Raw genomic sequence first — 23,838 nt, forward strand, 5'->3', positions numbered from 1 at the left:
GGGGCGGCCAGGCCGCCGCCCCCCTTGCGCGCTTAGCCGCTCAGCGTTTTACCGGCATATACAGTTCAAAGGGCGAGGCGGGCGTCCAGTCCGCCTGGTACAGCTCAAAGCAGGAGGCCTGTTCGTTGAGCTTCCATTCGCTCTGTCCGGCAAGCCACGTCTGGTACAAAAACATGTAGCCAGCCCCGATGCTCTCTAGGTTGGGCACCTGACAGCGGGCGTACGCGCCTGCGGGTATCTCCACAGGCGCAAGTTCCGTCGGCAGCGGGCCGTCAGCCGCCTCAAACGCCGCCCAGTAGTCGAAATCCTGGGCGTTGAGCATTACGGATATGCCGTAGACGCCCTTGCGGTAGCCTGCGGGCACGTGACGGCAAAAGTTCTGCCACAGGGCCGGGCAGTCGCGCTGCGCCTGGGCAAGCGAGGTGCGTACCTTGATGCCCGCCAGCCGTTTTGCCAAAAAATCAACAACGCTCACATCAAAACCGTTCATAACTGCTCCTTGGATAAGTAATGGTGCTTGGGGGCAGCATCGGACAGCGGCAAAAAACCCGCTCGACTTTTTTTGCGCTTCTGTCCACCCTTGAGAGGCGGCGCGCGTCGCCTCTGAGGAGGAACCATTGGAAACGCTTTCTTACCAGCAGCGCATCAACCGTGTGCTGCGGCACATCGAGCAGCACCTTGACGAGCGGCCTGATCTGGACGGGCTGGCCCGCATTGCCTGTTTTTCGCCCTACCATTTTCACCGCATTTTTTCAGCCATGGTGGGCGAAAGCGTGGCGGCCTATGTGCGCCGCCTGCGGCTTGAGCGTGCGGCCATGCAGCTTGGGCATTCGGACGAGTCGGTAACGCAGATAGCCCTCGGTGCGGGGTACGAAAGCATGGACGCCTTTGCGCGGGCCTTCAGGGCGCATTTTGGCATGCTGCCCTCAGCCTACCGCCGCAGGCGCGGAAATCTTGAGGCGGCCCGCAGGCGCGATATGGCGCGGCCCCTGTTTTATCACGAAATGCCCGACTGCCCGCCCATGGACGTGCGCATAAAAACATTTGCTCCCTGCCTCGTTGCCGCCGTGCGCCATACCGGGGCATACGACGAGAGCGGCCCTGCCTGGGACGCCCTGTGCGGCGGGCTGGCAAAAAACGGGCTGCTCTCTGCCCAGGCCGTCGCCTACGGCGTCAGCTACGACAACCCCGACATCACCCCGCCCCCCAAATGCCGCATGGACGCCTGCGTCAGCCTGCCCCAGGGGCTCAATGAAACCTGCGAGGCCTTGCGCCCCTTGTTGCTGGATGAAAATATTTTTTTGCGGCATGTGGGCGGGGAGCAAAAATATGCCGCATTGCTGGTCAAGGGCTCGTATATGCTGCTGCATCCTGCCTACCGCTCGCTGTTTGGCATGTGGTTTCCGCAAAGCGGGCATGAGCCGTTTAATGATCCTGGATTTGAAATATACTGGAATTCTCCCAAAACAACGCCTGAAAATGAATTGCTTACAGAAATATGCATTCCGCTTAAACAGCGGTAAAATCGTGCTGCTGGCGCTCTCGGTCATGCAACAAGCATGGTAAAGCCCCGGTTATCCGGACAAGGCGGCGGCAAGCACCGCTGGCGGCGACCCGAACGTGGTTTTTTGCCAGCAGCGCATGACCCGGCGGCCTTTACCTTGGGTTGCAAAACATGGTTGGGCAACATGAAAAACAACATGGCCGGAGCCGAGCAAAAAAACTTTGAGGCGGTGGAACAGGTCCGTCAGGCGGATAGGGTGCGCACCCTGGCCTAAAAACAATGGCTGCCACACAGAAAGTGGGTGGTGTTATCTGGAGCATTCAGGAAGGCGCGCGCAAAAACATCGTGGGGGGGCAGGCCTGCAGCCACCATTGAAAATGCCGCGCGTCGGGTCACATTCTCGGCGAATCGCTCACGCAAATTGCAGCCTCCGTGGAGCTGGCCAGCGATCAGATGCGTTTCATCGCCGCACAACTTGCCGGTGCTCCGCTGCTGCGCATTGCGCCTTGCTGGCGGTTGAGGTATGATTTTTTGCATCGAAAGCCTGTTTGTGGCGCAATCCTGCGCACAATAAGCTTTTGCGGCCATGTCTCGGAGGCTTTAACGTGCGGCGTTTTTATCAGGAAAGCTGGCAAGGCATACCCTTTACGTCCTTTTCACATATATCCTTCTTTCATCTGGCGGAACCAAAGTTCTACGCGGTTTTTTATGAAGAGCTGTTTCGCCGGTACAAAAGCTGGGACGATTTGCCGTCTGTGTGGCGCGAAAACAAGCGCAAAGACGCCAAATGGCTCGTCGGACAGCTGCACGCCAAACTGGCGCAGGATCCGGCGGACCGTAAGGAACCTGTGCGCGTGCTCTCCATAGGCAGCGGCGTGGGCTACATGGAAAGAATTTTGCTCGAAGAAATGCCGGAGCTTGAGCTGCACGTCAACGAGCCAAGCACTGTGGGCATGAAGTGGCTGCGGGAGTATATACCCAGCGACCGCATATACATCGGGCTGCCGCCTGTGTGTCTGCCCTCGGACGTGCAGTACGACATGATCTATCTCTCAACTGTCGATTATGGCATACCCACACGCGAGTTTCAGCATCTGCTGTGGGAGCTGCGCGCCCAACTTGCCCCGGGCGGCGAGCTTGTGCTGCTCTCGGCCTCGCTGCTGGAGGAGGACTCCTTTATCGGCAGCTTTGTTAACGCCATCAAGATAGGCATTCGCGCGGCGCTGCACTATATGGGCATTCGCCGCCAGCAGTTCTGGGGATGGCGGCGCACGCAGGATGAATACCGGGATCTTTTCAAGGAGGCTGGCTTCACCAAGGTGCGGGACGGCTGGCTTGAAGACGGTTTTGAAACCTACTGGATACGCGGCCAATAGCGCTCGAGCGGCGTGAACGTCTGATACTTTGTCGGCCTCGAGGTTGTCCCTCGGGGCCGACTTGTTTTTTGGCAACCAGGGAAAGACCGGCGCGTAGCGGCCAGGGCAATCAGCAGGTTGGGCAGGGAGGCGGCGTGTCTGCCGCAACGTCCGTTACCGTACCGTAGCGGGCCAGAACATGGCTCAGGCTGCCGTCAAGCAGCATTTTTTTTTCGGTCTGTCGGGCGGGACTTTGGTAAAAGCCATTGTGGCGGATGCGGCTGTCTGCGTCTTGAGCGCTGATCCCGCCTGGGTGGCACATTATTTCCACCAGCGGCGAGGGCTGCCGTCTGAGCTGTATGGCGGACAGCGAGGCCGCAACTCTGGCGGCGGTGAGGTTGCCGCCTGCCACAAGCCCGCAAAGATACTGGTTGTGGGCAATGCCCATGCTGTCCAGCAGGCGGACAAAGCCTGCTGACCAGTGCGTAAGCAGGGCGCGCCGGGCGCAGCCCACAAGCAGCGGCAATAACGGCAACGGGGCCAGATGGGCAGGCTCGTTTGGCAAACGCACATAGCTGGGCCTGTGCTCATGCATGAGCTCGGCCATGGTTTGCTGCAGCGCAGGGATGCAGTGGATGTGGAGGTGTCCGTCCAGATGCAGCCCGCTTCGCTGGTGCAAACATCCAATACCGGCGGCAAAGGCGTCTATCTGCGCCTCCAGCTCTGTGCGTATGGCAAAGAGCAGGGCCTTTTTACGGGCTGCGGTACCGGCGGCCAGCGCTGCGAGCATCTGCCCCAGTCCGTAGCGAAAGACACCGGCCTCGTCGACCAGGGGGCGCACTTGCCCTATGGGCGCGGAGCAGCGCCCTTCAAGGATATTGAGGTGCAGGCATACGCGCGTGCGCGGCAAGCCTGCAAGAGCTTGCAGGCTTGCTTTGGTGTCTGAGCCGCCCATGACGACAGAAACGGAATTGAGCGGGCCGTGGGCGAGGCAGTCGAGGATGTCCGCGCTGATAGAGGGGGTCAGGCCGCAGTCGTCCGCATGGACGATAAAGCGCATGGCGTGTTGGTCTGCCGCGTTTTGTCCGCTCATGGCCCGGGGTGCGCCGTATTGTCGGCTTCCAGCGTTTCGGCCAGCAGGTAGCGGGGGCGGCCTTTCAACTCGATAAAGGCGTGGTGAATGTAGGCCGACATGATGCACAGGCCGGTGAGTATGGCGCTGCCGGTAAGCAGGATCAGCAGGATAACGGTGGTAAAGCCCGAATGCGCATGCCCTGCAAGGTAGCTCCAGAGCGCTTCGCAGCCCACAAAAAACGATAGCGCGTAAAACAGCAGGGTAATGACGCCTATGATCAGCAGGGGCTTGCCGCTGAACGACGTCATGGAGTCGACAGCCAGGGTCACCCTGCGGGCCATGCTCCATTTGCTTGCGCCGCCGCAGCGGGCGCAGGGCGTAAACAGTATCTGCTCGTGTCGAAAGCCCATCCACGAGGTCAGGCCGCGATAAAAAAGCTTGCGCTCGCCCAGGCTCTTCCAGGCTTCGACCACCTTGCGGTCAAGAAGTTTGAAGTCGCCTGAACCCTTGAGATCGTATGAGGTCAGCATCTGAAAAATGCGGTAGAACGACACGGCGCAACACCTGCTTAACAGTGATTCCTCCTGCCGTTCCTGCTTGCGCACATCAATCACGTCAACCCCGCCGGTACGCCACAGGGCGACCATCTCGGGGATGAGCGCGACAGGGTGCTGCATGTCGCTGTCCATGGTTATGACGGCATCGCCTCGGGCAGCCGCCAGCCCGGCGGAGAGCGCCGCATCCTTGCCAAAATTTCTGCTCAGGCGCAGGCAGCGCAGGCAGGCATGTTGCCCGGTCAGCGCGCGCATGACTTCCCATGTTTCGTCGGTGGAGCCGTCGTCAACCAGCACGATCTCGTAGCTTGCGCCGCAGTCGTCTTTAAGCCGGGCAAGCTCCGCCGCCAGCGCGTTTACAAATTCGGGCAGGTGGGCGCCTTCGCAATAGACAGGTGCAACAACAGAGAGTGTGGTTTGACGCATGTGATGGTCTCACGGGGTTGCAATTTCTGCCGCAATGCCGCGTTTGGCAATAAACCAGCGGTTACTGCTCCACACGATGGTACCCTGGCGCGCGATGTTCTCACGCTCGGACTTTTTGCCGCACAATATCCACTCGGTACCTGATGCCAGCCATGCCGCCGTTAACCCCTGTTTATCGCGTATGGTGACAAGGTCAAGCCAGCGTGCCGCCCCTTGTGCATCCTGGCTGTAAAGATATGAAGAGCCGTCCTTGAAGGCATAGGACAGGGGCCTGTACAGCCGGTAACGGACGGCCATGGCATCCGGCTCGGCAAACAGGGGGGCGCCTTGAGGCACAAATTTTTCTATCGCCTGCAGCGCCTCGGCATAGTCTGCCCCTCTGCTCAAAACGTGCTGCGCATGCTTCGGCAAGGGCAGGTTGAGCGAATGCGCAAAGGCAAACCGCACGCCTGAGGCCCAGCGTCCCTGGTCAAAAACAAGCACGCAGACGACAGCGGCAATTGCCGCCAGCCCTGCCCATCTGGGGGCGCGTTGCCATAGACAGGCAAAAGCGCCGACAATCATGAGCCAGCACAGAAAAATAATAAATCGTACGCCACGGGGCAACTCCGCGCCCATGGGCAGCCGGTGGAGCATCTCGGCAATGCTCGTCTCCACTACAGAAAGCAGCACGACAATGCCAACCCCCAATATGAGGGTGGGCACAATGGAGGCCAGACGCTTCATGATCGGCGAGCCGCAACGCCGTACAATAAAAAAACTGACAACGCCGGACACAAGCAGCGGAAAACAGTCGCTGCGGTGATGCAGGTGGCCGACCAGCCTGTTCCAGAGGCCGCCTTCGTCTTCAAGAAAGCGGCGGTCGAATACCTGCTGGAACACCGCAAGATCGTTGGCCGAAAACACCGTGGCTGATTTGATGGCGCTGCACAGGTACAGCAGCGTGGGGATGCACCATGCCGCAAGACTGAGCAGCAGCCAGCCCGCGTGACGCGGCAGGCTGTCGCCCTTGGCCCGGTGAAAGAAAAAAACGGTAAAAAGCATGCAGCTGACCACAAGCGAGCTGATGCTGTGCAGGTACATGCCGCAGCCTGAGGCAAAGAGTATGAGGGGCCGTAACTGGGGTTTGTCCAGCGCGGAAAGGGTAGCAGCCAGCAAAAGGGGAAAGAGGGCCGCATAAAAAACGCGCGGGGTGATGTCGCCAGAGCCGAAGCCCCAGTATGTGCCAAAGCTGACCCAGACCGTCACGCCCGTCAGCAGGGCAAACAGGGCGGCAAGCAGTGGGGAGCCCCATAGGCGGCGGCCAAGATAGTAGCAGGCTACATAGTGAAGGAAGGCCCCCGCTGCACCAGCGCGCAGCAGGCCCTGAACAATGTCGTCGCCTGGCTGCAGCAGGCGCGCCAGCGTCGATTCAAGGCTGATGATGGAGTTGGCCGTGGTTGGCGCAGCCAGCAGAGGATCCTGGCTGAAGAGCTCGCGGTGCAGTTCGCCCGCAATGTTTTGCACATAGCAGCACAGATCGCTGCTGATCTTGAGTCCGTCACAGGAAAGAAGGCTCACACCCCAAAGGCCAAACAGCACATACGCCGCAATAACGCCTACAAAGGCCGCATCCCATAATATGTAGCTTTGGTGAGTGTTGGAGGTCATGTTCCAGGCACCTACGTGGATAGGAATGCAAAAAAGCAGTCAGCCGTTGAATGCCAGAATAGGGTGTGCCACACAAATTCATTCATCGTAGCAGGATAGCGATAGGGTTTTGTCCGTCTTTTGACAAGCAGATTCCAGTCAAACGTCATTATTGTCTTGAAAATTAGTTGGCTTGTCGCCCTGACGGAAGACTGGCCGCGCAGAAAAAGAAAAAATCTGGCGTTGCCATTGTTGTAAAAAAGGGCTCTGTTCACGATGCGCGTTAGGTCAGGGCACTGCAGCACCCGCAATATGTGTATAAATACATCAGCCGTTGCCTGCGCGCCCGGCCTGCGATGAGCAAACCGCAGGCTGCAACGCTGCGCGCCAGACAAAAATATGGCTGCCCCTGTGTACGGTGCGCAGATGCCGCCGCAAATTAAAAGGCCGGGATTGTTCCCGGCCTTTAATCACAGGTTGATACCAGCGTGCGGAGCACAGGCTGTGTTCAAAAACGGTCAGCGGCTGACAGCATGCTGCGCCACCAGTTCATCCAACCATCCCAAACAGAGCCGAGGATCGAATCCTCAATGCGCCATCCGACGGACCCCAACAAAACGGCATTTTCCATAGTCTGCCTCCTTGCAATAGGTGGTTGCGAAATAAACTCCGTGGGAAAAAACTAGCACGTCAGTGGGGCGGGCGCAATGGTCTTGGGGGGGGCGGAAAAAAATATCTTGGAGGCCAGCAATGCCATGACCAAGTGCCTTTTGTAACTGATTGAAATATATTTGTTTTGTTGTATTTGTTGCTATTTTGGCGGCTCTACCTCAAAGGCGGGGGCATAGCGTCTCCAAGAAAAAATTGGCCTTCCCCCAGAAAAGCATGCCATTGAAAAGTTAGAATCCCTGCCATAGGAACACTAAAATGGAACATAGCAGATTCACCGAAGCGCAGGTTATTGTGGGATATTGTGGCAGCTGAGGCTGGTGTTCGTGTTGTCGATCTGTGCCGCCAGAATGGCATCTGGCTATGCCAGTACCCAGTGCCGGTGAGCAGCCCAACTCCTTGGGGCTGGTTACCAAACTGACGCATGCAGAGTCAGGGCAGGGCAAAGTTCCCTCGCGGTGGTTCCTTTGCCCGAGGCTGATCCGCAGGGCATGTTTACGGAAAATGACGATGGTGAATGTGCCAAATCCGGCAAGAAATCAACCACACTCCCCGAGTTGCCCATAATTTTCCTTGAATTGCAAAAAGCGCGTCAACGCGACCAAACCATCAAAAAAAACACTACCACGTTCAAATCGCGTGTCGGCTCGTCGTGGAAGCCAGTCTCCCCTGGAAGGCGTGACGGCGCAGGATGGACGGTCCCGCATCATTGCCACGGCAACACGCACAGGCCAAAAAGGAACTGCTCACGGGCGCGGGTTAACGCTGGAGTGTGCAACGCAAACTGAGATGGAAGTATGTTGATGCCGCATGGCAAACGAACCGCATCAAAACATGGAGTGAAAGGACTGACTCTTGATTTTATCGATGAGTTGGACAATGATATCAAGCGAACCCGAAGACTTGCTGTGCGTATGCAGGGTGGACAGGCGCAGAGACCGGCTATTGCAAGGGTGTTGTCCAGCGAGTCGGAGCTGATTATTTTTGATGAAGCCACAAGCTCCATTGATATGGAGAATAAAAGGTACATTCACCACGCCACCCTGTCCTTGCGCCATAATGACCATGGTCATTATGGCGCATCAGTTAAGAGCCGTGGAAAACTGCTATTCCGTCATCTGTCTGGACAAAGGTCATATGCGTATGGCAGGAAGTGCAGATCATGTTCTGCCTGATTATACTGCGGCATTGTGCGGCAGCATAGAACAAGAATTACCCGGCGGGTTTGCCGGAACAGAAATAGAAAAGGATAGTTGATGGCAACTCCTTTGAAAATTTTCGTCACTGGCGCTGATGGCTTCATAGGCTCCCACCTGTGCGAAAGACTTGTGCAACGAGGCTATACGGTCAAGGCGCTTACGCAATACAATTCATTCAATTCTTGGGGTTGGCTCGATCATTCGCCGCTTGTGGGCGAGATGGAAATTTTTGCTGGTGATATCCGCGACCCCAATGGCATGCGCACTGCGGTGAAAGGCTGTGATGCCGTCCTGCATCTGGCGGCCCTTATTGCCATCCCCTATTCTTATCATTCGCCCGATGCTTATGTGGATACCAATATAAAGGGGACGCTCAACATCCTTCAGGCTGCCCGTGACCTTGAGGTGGAACGCTGCATCCACACTTCCACCAGCGAAGTCTACGGCACCGCACAGTTTGTCCCCATTACCGAAGAGCACCCCTTGCAGGGGCAATCGCCGTACTCTGCGACAAAAATCGCGGCGGATCAGCTTGTTCTGAGCTTTTATCGGTCTTTCGGCCAGCCGGTGAGCATTCTGCGGCCTTTCAATACCTACGGGCCGCGTCAGTCCGCGCGAGCGGTCATCCCCACCATCATCACGCAAATTGCCAACGGCGAGCGCCGCATCAAGCTGGGCAGCCTGCACCCCACCCGCGATTTTACCTATGTGACGGATACCGCCAACGCCTTTATTGCCATGCTGGAATGTCCGCTGCAAAATATTGTCGGTGAGGTGTTCAATGGCGGCTCCGGCTTTGAGGTCAGCATGGGGGACACCGCCCGCATGATTGCCCAGGTTATGGGAACGGATATTGAAATTGTTTGTGACGAACAGCGCCTGCGCCCCAAGAACAGCGAAGTGGAACGCCTGTGGGCTGACAATACGCGGCTGGCTTCGCTCACTGGCTGGAAGCCCGAGCATGGTGGCCTGGAAGGCTTCAGGCAAGGGCTTGAAAAAACCGTGCAGTGGTTTGCACAACCAGCCAATCTTGCCGGATACAAGAGTGGTATTTATAATGTCTGATAACAATCAGCGAGATCAACCAAGCATGCCTGCAGCTGATTCTTTTGCGCAGTTGCTGGCTGATATCCGCCAGATCAACGGCATGCCCCAGGGCTATCTGCCCCTGCACGCTCCGGTTTTTCGTGGAGCCGAAAGGGAATATGTGCTGGACGCCATCGACTCCACTTATGTTTCATCTGTTGGGGCCTATGTGGACCGTTTTGAGCGGATGCTCGAAGAAGCCACGGGGGCCGCGCGCGCCGTGGTCTGCGTCAATGGCACGGCGGCCTTGGAGATGTGTCTGATTCTGGCGGGCGTCAAGACCGGCGATCTCGTGCTGACACAGGCGATTTCCTTTGTTGCCACGGTCAATGCTGCGGCGCACCTGGGGGCGGAGCCGGTATTTCTTGATATTGACCCGGACACGCTTGGTCTTAGCCCGAAAGCCTTGTCGGCCTTTCTTCAGGCATACTGCGAGCCTGCCTCGGGCGGCTGCCGTCACAAGGCCACGGGAAAACGCGTGGCGGCCTGCGTGCCCATGCATACCTTTGGTTTGCCTTGTCGTATTGAAAGCCTAGCGGAAATTTGCGAGGCTTGGGGCATCCCGTTGGTGGAGGACGCAGCAGAGGCCGTGGGCAGTACCGTCAGCGGGCGTCATTGCGGCACATTCGGCATCTTGGGGGCGCTTTCCTTCAATGGTAACAAAATTATCACCACGGGCGGCGGCGGGGCCATCCTGACCAATGATACGGAGCTTGGAAAAAGGGCCAAACACTTGACCACCACGGCCAAGGTGCCGCACAAATGGCTATACCAGCACGACCATGTGGGCTGGAATTTTCGTATGCCCAACCTGAATGCGGCCATGGGCTGCGCGCAACTGGAAATGTTGCCAGATTTTTTACAAGAAAAACGTGCCCGGGCAGCCGCCTATGCCCAGCTTTTCGCCAACAGTGACTGGCAGTTTATACCAGAAACAGAAGGCAGCGTGAGTAACTACTGGCTCTGTGCCGTACTTGCCCGTAACCGCGCGGAGCGCGATGCCTTTCTTGAAGCCAGCAATGCCGCGGGGGTTATGACGCGTCCGGTGTGGGAGCCCTTGCACACCCTGCCCATGTACAGAGGCTGCATGCAAGATGCCCTTGCTGTGACCACTGAAATTTCTGACAGGTTGGTCAATCTGCCCAGTGGAGTGTCTTGATGGAAGAACATAAGAAGCCTTTGAGGCATGGTTGCCAAGACATGGGAAACTTGGACAGCCAGTGCATATCCTTTCTCAAAAGGCAGCTTGCTCTGCTTTACGACATATCAGAAATTGAAGAAAAATTGTTACGTAAATATTCGCCGATAACCTTGGCTGAAGCCTGTGCCTGTGTTGCTGGCTATAAAAGAAAAATCATTCCTTCCATACTGCACGCTTCATTTATGTGTATATACACGCATAATATGAGAAAATATTTATGCAATACGGATTTGTTCGACGCACTGTATGTGGTTTGCCGGAGCGTGTTTTCTGTTGATATGTATGGTGCGTCCCTCCCGCCGCATGTATTTTTTGAACATCCATTGGGAACTGTTATTGGGCGGGCTGCGTTGGGAGATTTTTTAACAGTATTTCAGGGCGTCACTATTGGCGGGAGTATTGATGCCGCAGAAGAACGGCAATACCCGACCATTGGGAAAAATGTTATCCTGTATGCGCACAGCGCGGTGATTGGCCAGTGCGTTGTTGGAAACAATGTCGTGCTTGGATCTGGGGCTCGGGTTATTAATTCTGATATTCCAGACAATTCGCTGGTATTTGGCGTCTCGCCCAATCTGGTGATAAAAAGATTACATCAAGAGCGGTATAGCCAGTTGTCACCATTCACTGCTTAGGGTGATGTACTGTTGGCAGACATGTTGCCCGGTGTAACCTACAACAATGCTCGCTGTTACTAAAACGCCATGGATAACATTATAAGTGAAATTTTCGCGCCCATCCTGCTTGTCGGTGGGGGAGGGCATTGCCGGGCGGTTATTGATGTGCTGGAGTCGGCCAATATGGAGATTGCGGGCATTGTACACGGGCTTGAATGTCCCCTCAATCCGGTGCTTGGGTATTCTGCCCTCGGGCGCGATGCAGATCTGCCAGAGTTGCGTTTGCGGTTTTCCCGCGCGGTTATCACTGTGGGCCAAATAAAAAGCTCAACCCCCAGGCAGAATCTTTTTTTCAAGCTACGCGGCATGGGTTTTGAACTGCCTTCAGTGGTTTCCCCTTCTGCACATGTGTCGAGGCACGCATCCATGGGCGCTGGTAATGTTGTCATGCACATGGCGCTTATCAACGCGGGAGCCTCTTTGGCTGATAATTGCATTATCAATTCAAAGAGCCTTGTTGAGCATGACTGTTCCATCGCATCTCACTGCCATATCGCAATTGGAGCAATCCTTTGCGGTGGTGTCAGTGTTGGTAGCGGTTCCTTTATTGGTGCTGGTGCCGTCATTCGACAAAATGTACGCATTGGAAAAAACGTCATTATCGGATGTGGTGCCAACGTGCATGCCGATATCCCTGATAATGCCATTATCAGGGGGAAAAAAGATGTCTAGATGCCACATCATTGCCGAGGCCGGCGTCAACCACAACGGTAGCCTTGACTTGGCTCTGCGACTTGTAGACGCGGCGGCGGCGGCAGGGGCGAATGTGGTAAAATTTCAGACGTTCAGAGCCTCCTGTCTGGCTTCTTGCAACGCACCCAAAGCCCTGTACCAGCAGGCAACAACAGATGCTGACGTATCCCAGCTTGAAATGCTGCGCAGGCTCGAATTGAGCGAGGACGATCATCGGCAGCTTATGAGCTACTGCCAGCAACAGGGCATCGCATTTTTGTCCACGCCATTCGACTTCCCTTCTATTGATTTTCTCGCCTATCTAGGGATGTCCGTCTTCAAAATTCCTTCTGGCGAAATTACCAACCTGCCCTACCTGCGCAAAGTTGGCAGCTTGGGAAAAGACATCATCCTTTCCACAGGCATGAGCACCATTGGAGAAGTGGCCGATGCCATGCGCATTCTGGAGGCGGCAGGCACCCCCCGCGCTCGCATCACTTTGCTGCATTGCACCACCCAGTATCCTGCTCCCCTGGACTCGGTGAATCTGCGCGCCATGCTGACCCTGCGCGAGGGTTTTCCGGGTGTCGCGGGCGTGGGCTATTCCGACCACACGCAAGGCATTGAAGTGCCGTTGGCGGCGGTGGCCTTGGGCGCAACGGTCATTGAAAAGCATTTTACTCTGGACAAAAATATGGAAGGCCCGGATCACAAGGCCAGCCTGGAGCCTGACGAACTGCGGGCTATGGTCGCGGGCATCCGCAGGGTGGAACGTGCCATGGGCGATGGAGTCAAGGCCCCGGCACAGGCAGAAATCCTCAACATGGCTGTGGCGCGCAAGAGCCTTGTGGCGGCGCGGCCCATCAAAAAAGGGGACCTGCTCAATGAAGAAAACATGACCGTCAAGCGCCCTGGCAACGGCATTTCTCCCATGCGATGGGACGAATTTGTTGGCAAGGTTGCAACGCGTGACTATGCCGAGGATGAACTGCTGTGCGAACCATAGCCGTTTTTACGGCAACACGGGCGGAATACGGCCTGCTACGCCCCTTGCTGCTGTGCCTGCGCGAAGGCCGCCAGTGTCGCTTGCAACTGATTGTGAGCGGGACGCATTTGTCCCATGCCCACGGCTACACACTGACGGAAATACGCAGTGACGGCTTTGAGCCAGACGTCATGGTTCCCCTAAACTTTTCAAAGGACTCCCCCGAACATCTTTGCGGCGCATTGGGTACAATGATTGCGGAAACCGGTGCGGCTCTCACACGCCTGCAACCTGACCTTCTTGTTTTGCTGGGCGACAGGTACGAATGCCTTGGCGCGGCCACTGCCGCCGCCATGATGCAGGTACCTGTGGCGCACATTCACGGCGGCGAAATCACCCGTGGAGCCATGGATGACAATTTTCGCCACGCGGTGACAAAGCTGGCTCACCTGCACTTCACTTCTTGCGAACAGTACCGCCAGCGTGTCATCCAACTGGGTGAACAGCCCCAGTGCGTGTGGAATGTGGGTGCACTGGGCGTGGAAAACGCACTTTCACTCCCTCTGCTGGACGAAGCTTCCGTCCGGGAGTATTTGCGCCTTGAAGCAGGTCGTCCGTATTTTTTGTGTACTTTCCATCCCGTGACGCTGGAGCCGGGGCAAGAGGAAACGCAGTGGCTGGAGGTGCAACAGGCGTTGGAAAGGTATGTGGACCATGCGGTTATCGTCACTGGCGCCAATGCCGACCCCGGCGGGGGGCTGATCAACCGCTTGCTGGAGGAATGGAGTCAGCAACAGCCTGAGCGGGTGCGGTTGTTTACCTCTCTGGGGGTGCTGCGTTATCTTTCCGCCGCAAAATATGCCGCCTGCGTGGTGGGAAATTCTTCCAGCGGTGTCGTGGAGATCCCTTCTCTGGGTACACCGGTGGTCAATATCGGCGACCGGCAGCAGGGGCGTATTGCTTCATCGGCTGTTTTGCACTGCCCATCACAGGCGGGCGATATCGTCACAACCATGGCAAGGGCTCTGACTCTGCAATTTCGGGAATACGCACGTATTACGCCTAATCCCTACGAAAAAAACGGAACCAGTGCCGCGATTGCCGAAATATTGCTAACTTTCCCCCTTGAAAGTATACTTAAAAAAGTATTTTACGACATTGCGAGGTACTGATGATCTGGAAGGAGTTGCGCCTTTACCCCGAGCAATCTGTGCGGGACGCGCTCACACTTATTAACAGTACTGGAGAGCAGTTCGCCCTTGTAACCAATACTGAAGACAAACTCGTTGGCGTTGTCACCGATGGAAATGTCCGTCGTGGACTTTTGGCGGGCATATCGTTGGAAAGCCCCGTCCACACGCTCATGCAACCATCTCCCCACGTTGTGGATACCACCACATCCGCAGTGCAGGCCCTGTATTTGATGGAAACAGCATCCCTTACCCACCTGCCGGTACTGGGAGACGATGGCACTGTGCGCCATGTCTGGAGCCTGAAAAGCCTGAAGGGGGTAACCCCACTTCCCAATAGCGTGGTGCTTATGGCTGGAGGCTTGGGAACGCGGTTGGGCGAGCTGACCCAAAACTGCCCCAAGCCCATGCTTGACGTCGCGGGGAAGCCGATTCTGCAGATTGTTCTTGAAAATTTTATCAATGTGGGCTTTCGCAATTTTTTCCTGGCGGTGAACTATCTGTCGGAGATAATCATTGACTATTTTGGCGATGGTTCACGCTTCGGCTGCCAGATTCAATATCTGCGCGAACCCAAACGTATGGGTACGGCGGGCGCGCTCTCGCTGTTGCCGCCCCAGACAATGCCGTTTCTTGTCGCCAACGCCGATATTTTGACACACCTCAATATGCGCTGTTTGATACATGAGCATCAGGCCCACGACAATTCGGCAACCATGGTAGTCAGAAAACACTCCGTACAGATCGCTTATGGCGTTGTCGAAAACGATGGAAAGGGCAATCTCACAGGCATCAAAGAAAAACCTGTTTTCAATGTTCATATCAGTGCTGGCATTTATGCGCTGTCGCCTGCCGTCTTGCCCATGATTCCCTCCAATACGTTTTTTGATATGCCGGATTTGTTCCAGGAACTTTTGCGGGCGGGCCAGTGCCCCAGAATTATGGAAACAGACGACTACTGGCTGGATATAGGGCAGTTGCCCGACTACAAGCGCGCGCAAGACGAGTTTTGACCGGCATGACAAATCCAACTGTTCTTGTATGGGGGCACGGCTCTATTGGCGCGCGGCATGCCCGGCTTGCCGACGAGCTTGGGGCTTCCGTTATCTGCGTGAGCTCGCGTGACGGTCTGCCGTTTCCTTCTGTCAGGCGACTGTGCGACCTGCCGGGAGGCTTTGTTCCGGAAGTGGTCGTTGTGGCGACTCCCACCGCATTGCATGCGGAACACTTGCGTATGGCCTGCAGCCTTGGGGCTCGGCTGGTATTGGTTGAAAAACCCCTTGTGTCCACCACTGCGGAAATCGGTTCCTGGCTGACGCAGGAACAGCGGCAGAGAATTGCTGTTGCGTACAACCTGCGCTTTCACCCCGCAGTTCAGCGTTTGCGGGCGCTTTTAGAAGGGAAACGGCTCTTGGCCTTGCACCTGCATGTGGGGCAGTACCTGCCTTCCTGGCGTCCTGGTCAGGATTACCGCCAAAGCTATTCCTCCTCCCGGCAGCTTGGCGGCGGCGTGCTGCGCGACCTCTCCCACGAACTGGATCTGGCCTGCATGCTTGCCGGTCCATGGAACCGCGTTGCGGCCCTGAGCGGCCGCGTTTCTCATCTGCAAATCGAAAGTGAGGATTCGGTGACGGTTTTGGCTGAGCACGCGGGCTGCCCGCAGGTGAGCATTCACCTCGACTATCTGCAGACTCCCGCGAGGCGTGAAATTGTGGCCGTGCTGGAAGACGGCGGCGTAAGCTTGAACCTGCTGAATGGCAGGCTAGGTTATGACGGAAAGGAAGAGTTGTACCAATGTGAAAGGGACACTGCCTACCGTGGTCAGATGCAGGCTGCTCTTTCTGAAAAAACAGAGTTTTTGTGTTCATTTTCCCAAGGGCTTGACGTGGTGTCTTACATTGACGCCATTGAAGCGGCCGTAGCAAGGCAGGAGTGGGTATGGCGCGCCAACCAGTAGTTTATGCCTTTATTTTCGCACGGGGTGGCTCCAAGGGGGTGCCTCGTAAAAATATCCGTTTGCTCGGCGGCAAGCCGCTTATTGCCCACGCGATTGAGACCGCCAGTCAGATTGCCGCAGTACAGCGTATTATCGTGTCTACGGACGACGCGGAGATCGCGGAGGTGGCCCGGCAGTGGGGGGCGGAAACTCCCTTTATGCGCCCGCCGGAACTGGCCAGCGACACAAGCCCGGAATGGGAAGCCTGGCGGCACGCCCTGCGGCAGGTTGGCTGCACCGAGCAGGGCGGTCCGTGCGACGTCTTTTTATCATTGCCTGCCACAGCGCCCCTGCGCAGCGTGGCGGATGTGGAGCGCTGTCTTGCCGTGTTCCACGAAACCGGCTGCGATGCGGTTATCACCACCACGCTGGCTGCGCGGCACCCCATGTTCAACATGGTTCGGCAAGAGGAGACGGGGCTAGTTCGCCTTGCCATGGGCGCACCTGCAGGCTACAGTCGGCGCCAAGACGCCCCGCAACTTTTTGATATAACCACAGCAGCCTATGTGGTGCGTCCCCAGTTTATTTTGACGGGAAACAGGCTGATGGATGGGTGTGTGCGTCAGGTGGTTCTGCCGCGTGAACGCGCTGTGGATATTGATGATGAAACAGATTTAGCGTTTGCGGAGTTTTTGTTCGCACGCCAACAGGTACATAAATAATGGATATCCTACTGCATGGCAGGGTAGCGCTGGTTACCGGGGCGGCCGGGCATATTGGACGTGCCCTTTGCCAGGAATTGGCATCACATGGGGCTTCAGTGGCAGTGCTGGATGTGCGGGAACAAGATTGCAAGCTGGTATGTGAAGAAATCACCGCGCACTACGGTGTGCCAGCCTTGCCTGTGCCCTGCGATCTTGCCAATGACGAAAGCGTGCACGCAGCACCCCACCGAGTGGCCGAAATTTTGGGCGGTCTGGACATCCTGGTCAACAATGCTGGCTTTGTAGGTACAAGCGGCTTGTCCGGTTGGGTGACGGATATTGAACGGCAGACGACGCAAACCTGGCGTCAGGCGTTTGAAGTCAACCTCACAGCGCCGTTCACCCTGTGCAGGGAATCCATTCCTTATCTGAAAAAGAACGGGTACGGCAGCATTATCAATGTTGCTTCCATTTATGGTGTTCTTGGGCCGGACATGGGCCTGTATGAAGGCACAAGTATGGGTAATCCCATTGCGTACGCCGCGTCCAAGGGGGGGCTTATACAGATGTCGCGCTGGCTCTCCACCGTCCTCGCCCCTGACATTCGCGTCAACAGCATCTGCCCTGGCGGCGTGTGGCGCAACCAGCCAGAGGCTTTTGTGGAGCGCTACAAGGCGCGTACCCCCATGCGACGCATGGCCACGGAAGAAGACATGGTAGGAACTGTCCTCTACCTTGCCAGTGATTTGTCGCGCTATGTCACAGGGCAGAATATCATGATTGATGGCGGCTGGGCTGCGTGGTAATGCGCGCAGCCGCTGACTTGCAAGTCCGGCATACAAAAGCAGCAAAGAAACTATGGTAACGCGCAAAGTAGTTACTCTCGCCGCATGTCCCCTTAAAGAGAACATGATGAAGGTCGTGCATCTGGACGGCCTGTTGCGGGCCGGCATTGATTTTGCGGCCTGGAATGTCTGCGAGGCCATACATGGAAAATTTATTTCCCACGGGGATAGTTCCTGTCCAGACCGCGAGCATGACATCCCCTCCGTGGCGGCATTTGAAGAAGCACTGGATAAGGAAAATCTTGACCAGACCCTCTTCCTGGCGTTCATTGGCTACGAGTATGCCACTGCGGCACTATTTCAGGCCTTGCGACGCCGTGGAGCCGTTATAGGGTATCTCGAAAACATGAGCTGGCATGAGTACGGCGATTTGCCCCGTTGGCAACGTTTGTGGTTGCGAGCCAGAAATCCCTTGTCTTTTTTGACTTTTTTGCGAAAGAAAATGTCCCGCACACGGTTTGGAAACGCCAATGCCGGTTATGACGTGGTCTTTTATGAATCTGCCGCCCGCCGTCCAAAGGAATGCAGCTTGGCCGTACCGGTCAACTCCGTCCTTTATGAGGAGGCCATGCTCTCAGAGTCCCAGACGCCGTACGCGGATGGCCCTTATGCGGTGTATCTTGACACGGCCATGGGGGCACATCCAGATGTCCTGCAGTACACCAACGTGTATCCATCCGGCACGGAATACCGGGCATCGCTCATCGCTTTTTTTGATAGAATCGAGCGGGATCTTGGAGTGAAAGTCGTCATCGCCGCGCACCCAAAGGCAAATTACCGGGGTGACGAGTTCGCGGGCAGACCCATCCTGCGGCAGCAAACCTGCGCCCTTGTGCGCGGTGCGCAACTGGCCCTGAGCGATGGCAGCACTTCAACCCTGTACGCGGTGGCACTGGGCAAGCCAGTTATTTTTATACTTAATGACTGTCTGTTGCGCTGGTGTCGGGCTGTGGGGCGGGAATGCCCCATTTTTGCCGCCATACCCTTACTGCAGGCACGGCGCGCTGAGGCGCTCGGCATGCCGTTGCTGCATATTGACAAGTGTAGCGCAAAACCCTTGCAGTGGCCGCAAGTAAATATAAAAAAATATCAGCAAGAGTGCCTCAACTGGCTATCGCATCCCGGTATGGAGAACGTGAAATCTGAAAAAATTTTTCTTGATGCGCTACAACAACTGGATATTGCGCAATTGCGACAGCCTGCCGCAAACCTCATCGATATGAAGCAGCAACAGCCATGCCGCAACTGACCAAACTGCTTTGGAAGCAGCTTCCACGCGATCGGCGGCAGCAAGGAGCCACCCTGGTGGTTCTTATGGTGTTGGTGGGCCTGAGTGAGCTAGTTTTGACAGCCGCCGTTTCCCTGCTTGGCGTTGCGCTTTCTTCCCCAGGCACATTGGAACAGTTTGAACTGTTGCGTCATGGCGCAGCCCTGGTGCGACAGCTCGTTGCGGCGGATTCACCGGCCATTGCCATGTTGATTTTTTCTTTTTTTGTGGCCGCAAACGCCACGCTTATAAAAAATTTTGTGACAAGCCTGCAAACCTTTTTTCTCAACAGATTTGCACACGGCTTGTCTTGGGAGATGACCAGCAGCCTTTTTCGGGGTTATCTGCTGTCGCCCTATCTGTGGCATCTCAGCCACAACAGCTCAGACCTGCGCACAACTATTGAGTGGCGTGCGTATTTGGCTTTTTTTATTGTGGGTTTTATGAACATGATTAGCCAGGGGTGCATCATCTGTGTGCTTGTTTCCTCCACGCTGCTTGTTGCTCCGCTTGAAGCTTTTTTACTGTACACCATAATTGGATTATCAGCTTTTTCTATTTATAAGAGTGTTCAATATCGTGCAAAAAAGAACGGGGATGATTTAACCTCGTTGCATATGTGTAGCAGTAAAATCCTTACATCCGGGCTGAATGCAATAGAAGAAGTACAGATATACCGCCAACAGGATAAATTTTCACAAAAATATAGCGCATTTTATTCTCCATATACAAAAATAATGGCGTGGAGGGCTGTTTTTCCTTCCATCCCCCAGTGGTGCCTTGAAACCATTGGCTTCTTTGTGCTTTTGGGGCTGGCACAACTTATGGCGATCAGGGGCGAAAGCGTTGCCGCCACAACGGGGACGCTGACCCTGCTGGCGGGCGCCTGCTGGCGTTTGCTGCCCGCTTTCAACAAATTACTGGCGGGCAGTCTGGACTATAAAACTCATTTTGCGGCGGCCAAGTCGCTGCTTGAAGCCATGAATCACAGTGCTGACGAAAATTTAGAGCAGCCGAAGCGGTTTCACTGCAGCCTTGCGCTGGAACATGTCTCTTTTACCTACCCCGAAATGGAAACGCCTGTGCTCCGTAAGGTTTCATTGACCATTTCACGGGGCCAACTTATCGGGTTTGTAGGCCTTTCAGGCATGGGAAAAAGCACGCTGATAAATATTCTGACTGGTCTTGTGTCGCCGACACAAGGCAACGTATGCGTGGACGGAACAGCTGTTGCCACTTTTCCGGGCTATTTGAGAATTGGCTATGTGCCGCAGCAGCCTTATATGCTGGACGATAGCCTGGCGAAGAATATTGCCTTCAGCGACAAAGACTCTGAGCTGGATATGAAACGGGTGCAGCAATGCTGCCAGCTGGCCGCACTGACATTTGTGGATGAGCTCCCGCAAGGGCTAGATACAATTTTGGGAGAACGCGGGGTGCGCCTGTCAGGTGGTCAGTTGCAGCGTGTGGCAATTGCCAGGGCCTTATATTCACAGCCCGAAATCCTGTTTTTTGATGAAGCCACCAGCGCCCTCGACAGTGCTGCAGAAGCCGCCATACAACAGACAATTCTCAAGCTGAAAGAGAATCTTACCGTCGTTTTGGTAGCGCACAGGCTCAGTACGGTACAAGATTGCGATAATATTTTCTGGATACACAGCGGGGAGGTAAGGGCATCCGGCCCACCTAGCGCTGTCCTGCCAGCGTATCAGGAATATCTTGATACCCAGGCAGCAGCCGACAGGCTGTCCTGCGCCTGCCGCTAGGGCGGACGGTCTGGAATTCGGCAACCCAGGTCACTATGCAGCTCTTACTTGTTACCGAAAACTTTTTTTAAAGGCGGCATGGATACCGTCATCATGGAGTTGTACAACCACTGGCCTAATCCGGATGCCGAGCTGGCAATTTTTTGTAGTGGGCCGCACCAGTGTGTTGCGGCACTTGCGCAAACCTTTACACCGGATCGCATGGCGGCACGTTAAGCCGCCACAGTACATGCCTCAACCGTTGCCTCCACGGGGCAGTAAGGAAATACCTATGGCATCAGTACCTCAAACGGCGGAACGGAAGGTTCCCTTTTTTTCAGTCATTATTCCTGCGTACAATTGCGTCGGCTTTTTGCGTGAGGCTCTGCAAAGCCTGCGGGAGCAAACATGCAAGGATTTTGAGGTAATCATAGCCGACAGTCGTTCCACAGACGGCACAGCCACGGTGGCCTCCGAGTTCCCAGATGTGCCATGCTCTGTGTATAATATTGATATTATAGGTAATATCGCAGCTTCCCGTAATGTTGCCGCTGCGCACGCTACCGCACCCTGGCTGGCCTTTCTGGATGCGGACGATTTTTGGGCACCCGGCAAGCTCGCCAGGGTCAGAGATGCCATTGGGGAGCATCCAAAGGCCATCGCGTTTTGCCACGCAGAAAATATATTTAGAGACGGGCAGGTGATTGGCACACAAAGCTATGGGCCGCGCGGCCCTCACTTGCCCTCCAGCCTGTTGTTTGGAGGCAACGCCTTCAGCACTGCGGCCACCGTGTTGCGACGGGACATCTTTGAGCAGGTTGGCGGCTTTGACGAAAACCCTTCCATCATCACCGCAGAGGACTATGACCTTTGGGTGCGCACAACCCCCTTTGGTGAAAGTGTTTTTTTGCCAGATGTGCTGGGCTGTTACAGGCTGCACGGCGGTAATTCCACGGCAAAACTCAAGCGGCATCTGGACGCGACGGAAGCCGTGTTGCACAAGCATCTGACCGCCTATCAGGCCAGGTATGCCTGGGCTGTATATAGAAGAATGTTCAGGTTCACCGCGCGTTGCGCCCTTGATATGGTGCAGCACAAGCACTGGGGGCATGCGTTGGAGTATGCGGTACGCTCGCTGGGCTACGCTGTCCGCATGGCGGCATCGTGGCGGCCAACTCTTCAGGCCTGTCCGCATTCGCCAGAGTAACTCGGGCACCCATAGCCTTGGGTTACAACGTCCTTGGGGGCTTTTATGCCATGCAGCGTGTTTATTTTGTGTTTTTGCTCACGGTGGTGTGGTGTTATGTACTTGCAACCCGAGTGGTATACCTGTGCCCTCCCTGGCATGAACAGCAGGAAACTATATAATGCCGTCGCTTAGGCGTGTTGCCCGCAAACCGGCCACGGCCTTTGCCGCTCTTTTGGGGCAGAGGGGTGATGCCCCGACAGATGCACAGCCCGTGCCGCTGGCAACGGGGAGGGCGGCGTTTGAAATCGGGCTACGCGCTCTGGGTGTTACCTCCGGCGCACAAGTCCTGCTGCCTTCGTACATTTGCGATGTCATGCTTCTGCCGCTGAAGCGAATGGGCCTTTCCCCGCTTTTCTATGACCTTGACGACAGCCTTGCGCCTGATTGGGTAAGCCTGGAAGCTATGCTGCCATCGGCCGCTGCTGCGGTGCTGTTCCATCCCTTTGGGCAGCCGCAGGACAGTGCCCGTTTTGGCGAACTCTGTCTGCGCCATCACGCCATTTTTATCGAAGATAATGCGCACGGCTGGGGTGCCGAAACCGGTAACAAGCCGCTGGGCACTCTGGGGGATATGGGGTTTGTCTCACCCTGGAAGCAGTATGCTGTGCCCCACGGGGCTTTTTTATACCTCAAGGATGCAGCAGCGGCCCAAAAGGCACTGCAGCTTGGCGAAGGACTGCCCGTCCAGCAGATAAGCTATGGTGCGCCCCTTGCCAAAGCACTGGTGCGAAACTTTTTGACGTTGTTCCCGCAGGCGCGGTTGCGCTTGATGCCCCCGGCATATTTGCCGGAGGCTGCCGAGAGCGACCCTGCGCCGCCCCAGAGAATGTCGCCTGCCGTCATGCGGTATCTTGCGCGGCAGCAGGCAACTGATGATGCTGCCCGCCGCCGTGCGCTTTACCAGATATGGGAAGTATGGACGCGTGCGGCCGGCCTTTTGCCGGTTTTTCCTCTGATCCATTCTGCTGCTGCGCCTCTGTGCTTTCCGGCCTATGCCGTAGCGGGAAACAGCCGTGAACAGTGGCTGGAATGGGGCTGGCGGCACGATATCGCCATACATACATGGCCGACTCTGCCGGAACAGCTGCGTCTTATGCCCCCTATCCAGGATCGCTGGAACCGCTTGCTGTGCTTCCCTATCCATCACGAAATTGAACCTCAGGCCTTGCGCCGAATGTTGTACAGCCTGAATCCTCCCGGCTAGAATTTACCAGCTCATCCCTGTCGTGTATTTTGCTGGTCTGTGCCCGATGACAGCAGCAGTCTGCAGGCATCCTGCACCATGCTCCATCTGGCAGGCGCGGGTCTCTATGGCTGAGCAACCACGCGGATACCATCCGAACAGGTCTGAAACCGGGGGACATCCAGCGACGTGCGTTTGGTGATCCACAAAAAAAGGATCGGCAGGCCGCACAGATAATGGAGAATCCAAGGGCAAATTCCTTTCTTGTTTTAAAGCCTACGATATCCGGGGCAGTGTGCCTGCCGAGCTCAACGCACCGCTGACGCGGGCACTGGGCCGAGCAGTGGTGGAAATGCTCGGTGCTGATCGTGTTGTAATCGGGCGTGCCCGCCTTACCGGCTCGGAGTTGCGTGACGCGCCGGCATTGGGGCTACAGCAATCTGCGGCACAGGTGACGGACATCGGCATGTGCGGACTTGCCGAAAAATTGCCGTAACCGGGCAAATGTATTACCGGTGACGCAAAGAATACGGAAACAATGGTACTGAGCATCTTAACCATATGAAAGGAATAGAAAATAAAAATGTTAGGTTGCGGCGAGCCGTCGCTGATTTAAGCCTTGAAATAATTATTCTTGCTGAGGCGGCAAAGGGAAACTTCTGAGCCCCACCCAACGTCGCCAATGTG

General features: G+C 55.9%; 23 protein-coding genes and 1 pseudogene. 18 read left to right on the forward strand and 6 right to left on the reverse strand.

What is annotated here, in order from left to right:
• Positions 1 to 40: 40 nt before the first annotated feature.
• Positions 41 to 490: a GyrI-like domain-containing protein gene (locus tag DDIC_RS02395; protein WP_136398971.1), complete on the reverse strand. Its 450-nt coding sequence runs from the start codon at positions 488 to 490 to the stop codon at positions 41 to 43.
• A gap of 127 nt (positions 491 to 617) precedes the next feature.
• Here DDIC_RS02395 and DDIC_RS02400 point away from each other — a divergent pair, with 127 nt between their 5' ends.
• Positions 618 to 1,523: an AraC family transcriptional regulator gene (locus DDIC_RS02400; RefSeq protein ID WP_136398972.1), complete on the forward strand. Its 906-nt coding sequence runs from the start codon at positions 618 to 620 to the stop codon at positions 1,521 to 1,523.
• Positions 1,524 to 1,774: 251 nt separating this feature from the next.
• On the opposite strand, the gene DDIC_RS02405 is transcribed toward DDIC_RS02400, so the two are convergent.
• Positions 1,775 to 2,092 carry a hypothetical protein gene (locus DDIC_RS02405; RefSeq protein ID WP_136398973.1) on the reverse strand — a complete coding sequence of 106 codons (318 nt, stop codon included), beginning with the start codon at positions 2,090 to 2,092 and terminating at the stop codon, positions 1,775 to 1,777.
• Between the two features lie 17 nt (positions 2,093 to 2,109).
• Between DDIC_RS02405 and DDIC_RS02410 the strand changes: the two genes are divergently transcribed.
• Positions 2,110 to 2,880 carry a methyltransferase domain-containing protein gene (locus tag DDIC_RS02410; protein ID WP_136398974.1) on the forward strand — a complete coding sequence of 257 codons (771 nt, stop codon included), beginning with the start codon at positions 2,110 to 2,112 and terminating at the stop codon, positions 2,878 to 2,880.
• Positions 2,881 to 2,989: 109 nt separating this feature from the next.
• Here DDIC_RS02410 and DDIC_RS02415 read toward each other — a convergent pair whose 3' ends face one another.
• From DDIC_RS02415 to DDIC_RS14030, 4 genes are all read right to left on the reverse strand, one after another.
• Entirely contained in the window at positions 2,990 to 3,952 is a 963-nt protein-coding gene (locus DDIC_RS02415; protein ID WP_168732448.1) for a carbohydrate deacetylase, read from the reverse strand.
• Positions 3,949 to 4,914: a glycosyltransferase family 2 protein gene (locus tag DDIC_RS02420; RefSeq protein ID WP_136398976.1), complete on the reverse strand. Its 966-nt coding sequence runs from the start codon at positions 4,912 to 4,914 to the stop codon at positions 3,949 to 3,951. The genes DDIC_RS02415 and DDIC_RS02420 overlap by 4 nt, the downstream gene beginning before the upstream one ends.
• A gap of 9 nt (positions 4,915 to 4,923) precedes the next feature.
• The gene (locus DDIC_RS02425; protein ID WP_136398977.1) at positions 4,924 to 6,564 is read right to left on the reverse strand and encodes a translation initiation factor 2; all 1,641 of its coding nucleotides are present in this window, start codon (positions 6,562 to 6,564) and stop codon (positions 4,924 to 4,926) included.
• A 487-nt stretch (positions 6,565 to 7,051) separates the two neighbouring features.
• Positions 7,052 to 7,174 carry a hypothetical protein gene (locus DDIC_RS14030; RefSeq protein ID WP_282097275.1) on the reverse strand — a complete coding sequence of 41 codons (123 nt, stop codon included), beginning with the start codon at positions 7,172 to 7,174 and terminating at the stop codon, positions 7,052 to 7,054.
• 1,097 nt (positions 7,175 to 8,271) lie between these two features.
• Between DDIC_RS14030 and DDIC_RS13760 the strand changes: the two genes are divergently transcribed.
• The 16 genes and pseudogenes from DDIC_RS13760 to DDIC_RS02505 form a co-directional block, all read left to right on the forward strand.
• Positions 8,272 to 8,469: a hypothetical protein gene (locus DDIC_RS13760; protein WP_168732449.1), complete on the forward strand. Its 198-nt coding sequence runs from the start codon at positions 8,272 to 8,274 to the stop codon at positions 8,467 to 8,469.
• Positions 8,469 to 9,476, forward strand: coding sequence for an NAD-dependent 4,6-dehydratase LegB (locus tag DDIC_RS02435; RefSeq protein WP_136398979.1), 1,008 nt, complete (start codon positions 8,469 to 8,471; stop codon positions 9,474 to 9,476). Before DDIC_RS13760 ends, DDIC_RS02435 begins: the two co-directional genes overlap by 1 nt.
• Before the next feature lie 25 nt (positions 9,477 to 9,501).
• The gene (locus DDIC_RS02440; RefSeq protein WP_136398980.1) at positions 9,502 to 10,656 is read left to right on the forward strand and encodes a LegC family aminotransferase; all 1,155 of its coding nucleotides are present in this window, start codon (positions 9,502 to 9,504) and stop codon (positions 10,654 to 10,656) included.
• The gene (locus tag DDIC_RS02445; RefSeq protein ID WP_136398981.1) at positions 10,656 to 11,333 is read left to right on the forward strand and encodes a hypothetical protein; all 678 of its coding nucleotides are present in this window, start codon (positions 10,656 to 10,658) and stop codon (positions 11,331 to 11,333) included. Before DDIC_RS02440 ends, DDIC_RS02445 begins: the two co-directional genes overlap by 1 nt.
• A 69-nt stretch (positions 11,334 to 11,402) precedes the next feature.
• Complete coding sequence (locus tag DDIC_RS02450; RefSeq protein WP_136398982.1) at positions 11,403 to 12,047, forward strand: acetyltransferase; 645 nt, start codon at positions 11,403 to 11,405, stop codon at positions 12,045 to 12,047.
• The gene (gene neuB / locus DDIC_RS02455) at positions 12,040 to 13,053 is read left to right on the forward strand and encodes an N-acetylneuraminate synthase (RefSeq protein ID WP_136398983.1); all 1,014 of its coding nucleotides are present in this window, start codon (positions 12,040 to 12,042) and stop codon (positions 13,051 to 13,053) included. The genes DDIC_RS02450 and neuB overlap by 8 nt, the downstream gene beginning before the upstream one ends.
• 44 nt (positions 13,054 to 13,097) lie before the next feature.
• A complete protein-coding gene (gene neuC, locus DDIC_RS02460) occupies positions 13,098 to 14,204 on the forward strand; it encodes a UDP-N-acetylglucosamine 2-epimerase (RefSeq protein WP_247647523.1) in 1,107 nt (368 codons plus the stop codon).
• Positions 14,204 to 15,235, forward strand: coding sequence for a nucleotidyltransferase family protein (locus DDIC_RS02465; RefSeq protein WP_136398985.1), 1,032 nt, complete (start codon positions 14,204 to 14,206; stop codon positions 15,233 to 15,235). The genes neuC and DDIC_RS02465 overlap by 1 nt, the downstream gene beginning before the upstream one ends.
• A 5-nt stretch (positions 15,236 to 15,240) precedes the next feature.
• Positions 15,241 to 16,179 carry a Gfo/Idh/MocA family protein gene (locus DDIC_RS02470; protein WP_136398986.1) on the forward strand — a complete coding sequence of 313 codons (939 nt, stop codon included), beginning with the start codon at positions 15,241 to 15,243 and terminating at the stop codon, positions 16,177 to 16,179.
• Positions 16,161 to 16,880, forward strand: coding sequence for a cytidylyltransferase domain-containing protein (locus DDIC_RS02475; RefSeq protein ID WP_136398987.1), 720 nt, complete (start codon positions 16,161 to 16,163; stop codon positions 16,878 to 16,880). The genes DDIC_RS02470 and DDIC_RS02475 overlap by 19 nt, the downstream gene beginning before the upstream one ends.
• Positions 16,880 to 17,668, forward strand: coding sequence for an SDR family oxidoreductase (locus DDIC_RS02480; protein ID WP_136398988.1), 789 nt, complete (start codon positions 16,880 to 16,882; stop codon positions 17,666 to 17,668). The genes DDIC_RS02475 and DDIC_RS02480 overlap by 1 nt, the downstream gene beginning before the upstream one ends.
• Before the next feature lie 103 nt (positions 17,669 to 17,771).
• Entirely contained in the window at positions 17,772 to 18,956 is a 1,185-nt protein-coding gene (locus tag DDIC_RS02485; protein ID WP_136398989.1) for a hypothetical protein, read from the forward strand.
• Positions 18,944 to 20,740, forward strand: coding sequence for an ABC transporter ATP-binding protein (locus DDIC_RS02490; protein WP_136398990.1), 1,797 nt, complete (start codon positions 18,944 to 18,946; stop codon positions 20,738 to 20,740). Before DDIC_RS02485 ends, DDIC_RS02490 begins: the two co-directional genes overlap by 13 nt.
• A 271-nt stretch (positions 20,741 to 21,011) precedes the next feature.
• Positions 21,012 to 21,926, forward strand: coding sequence for a glycosyltransferase (locus DDIC_RS02495; protein WP_168732450.1), 915 nt, complete (start codon positions 21,012 to 21,014; stop codon positions 21,924 to 21,926).
• A gap of 160 nt (positions 21,927 to 22,086) precedes the next feature.
• Positions 22,087 to 23,172, forward strand: coding sequence for a DegT/DnrJ/EryC1/StrS family aminotransferase (locus DDIC_RS02500; RefSeq protein ID WP_136398992.1), 1,086 nt, complete (start codon positions 22,087 to 22,089; stop codon positions 23,170 to 23,172).
• Between the two features lie 259 nt (positions 23,173 to 23,431).
• A pseudogene (locus DDIC_RS02505) lies at positions 23,432 to 23,647 on the forward strand (phosphomannomutase); the annotation flags it as partial.
• Between the last annotated feature and the right edge of the window lie 191 nt (positions 23,648 to 23,838).

This window comes from Desulfovibrio desulfuricans (genome assembly GCF_004801255.1).
In the GTDB taxonomy this organism is placed as follows: Bacteria; Desulfobacterota; Desulfovibrionia; order Desulfovibrionales; family Desulfovibrionaceae; genus Desulfovibrio; species Desulfovibrio desulfuricans_C.

Bases quoted from the DNA above. Each gene is read 5' to 3' on its own strand.
- DDIC_RS02395 (WP_136398971.1), bottom strand. From the start codon at position 490: ATGAACGGTTTTGATGTGAGCGTTGTTGATTTTTTGGCAAAACGGCTG.
- DDIC_RS02405 (WP_136398973.1), bottom strand. From the start codon at position 2,092: ATGGCCGCAAAAGCTTATTGTGCGCAGGATTGCGCCACAAACAGGCTT.
- DDIC_RS02415 (WP_168732448.1), bottom strand. From the start codon at position 3,952: ATGAGCGGACAAAACGCGGCAGACCAACACGCCATGCGCTTTATCGTC.
- DDIC_RS02420 (WP_136398976.1), bottom strand. From the start codon at position 4,914: ATGCGTCAAACCACACTCTCTGTTGTTGCACCTGTCTATTGCGAAGGC.
- DDIC_RS02425 (WP_136398977.1), bottom strand. From the start codon at position 6,564: ATGACCTCCAACACTCACCAAAGCTACATATTATGGGATGCGGCCTTT.
- DDIC_RS14030 (WP_282097275.1), bottom strand. From the start codon at position 7,174: ATGGAAAATGCCGTTTTGTTGGGGTCCGTCGGATGGCGCATTGAGGAT.
- DDIC_RS13760 (WP_168732449.1), top strand. From the start codon at position 8,272: ATGACCATGGTCATTATGGCGCATCAGTTAAGAGCCGTGGAAAACTGC.
- DDIC_RS02435 (WP_136398979.1), top strand. From the start codon at position 8,469: ATGGCAACTCCTTTGAAAATTTTCGTCACTGGCGCTGATGGCTTCATA.
- DDIC_RS02440 (WP_136398980.1), top strand. From the start codon at position 9,502: ATGCCTGCAGCTGATTCTTTTGCGCAGTTGCTGGCTGATATCCGCCAG.
- DDIC_RS02445 (WP_136398981.1), top strand. From the start codon at position 10,656: ATGGAAGAACATAAGAAGCCTTTGAGGCATGGTTGCCAAGACATGGGA.
- DDIC_RS02450 (WP_136398982.1), top strand. From the start codon at position 11,403: ATGGATAACATTATAAGTGAAATTTTCGCGCCCATCCTGCTTGTCGGT.
- neuB (WP_136398983.1), top strand. From the start codon at position 12,040: ATGTCTAGATGCCACATCATTGCCGAGGCCGGCGTCAACCACAACGGT.
- DDIC_RS02465 (WP_136398985.1), top strand. From the start codon at position 14,204: ATGATCTGGAAGGAGTTGCGCCTTTACCCCGAGCAATCTGTGCGGGAC.
- DDIC_RS02470 (WP_136398986.1), top strand. From the start codon at position 15,241: ATGACAAATCCAACTGTTCTTGTATGGGGGCACGGCTCTATTGGCGCG.
- DDIC_RS02475 (WP_136398987.1), top strand. From the start codon at position 16,161: ATGGCGCGCCAACCAGTAGTTTATGCCTTTATTTTCGCACGGGGTGGC.
- DDIC_RS02480 (WP_136398988.1), top strand. From the start codon at position 16,880: ATGGATATCCTACTGCATGGCAGGGTAGCGCTGGTTACCGGGGCGGCC.
- DDIC_RS02485 (WP_136398989.1), top strand. From the start codon at position 17,772: ATGATGAAGGTCGTGCATCTGGACGGCCTGTTGCGGGCCGGCATTGAT.
- DDIC_RS02490 (WP_136398990.1), top strand. From the start codon at position 18,944: ATGCCGCAACTGACCAAACTGCTTTGGAAGCAGCTTCCACGCGATCGG.
- DDIC_RS02495 (WP_168732450.1), top strand. From the start codon at position 21,012: ATGGCATCAGTACCTCAAACGGCGGAACGGAAGGTTCCCTTTTTTTCA.
- DDIC_RS02500 (WP_136398992.1), top strand. From the start codon at position 22,087: ATGCCGTCGCTTAGGCGTGTTGCCCGCAAACCGGCCACGGCCTTTGCC.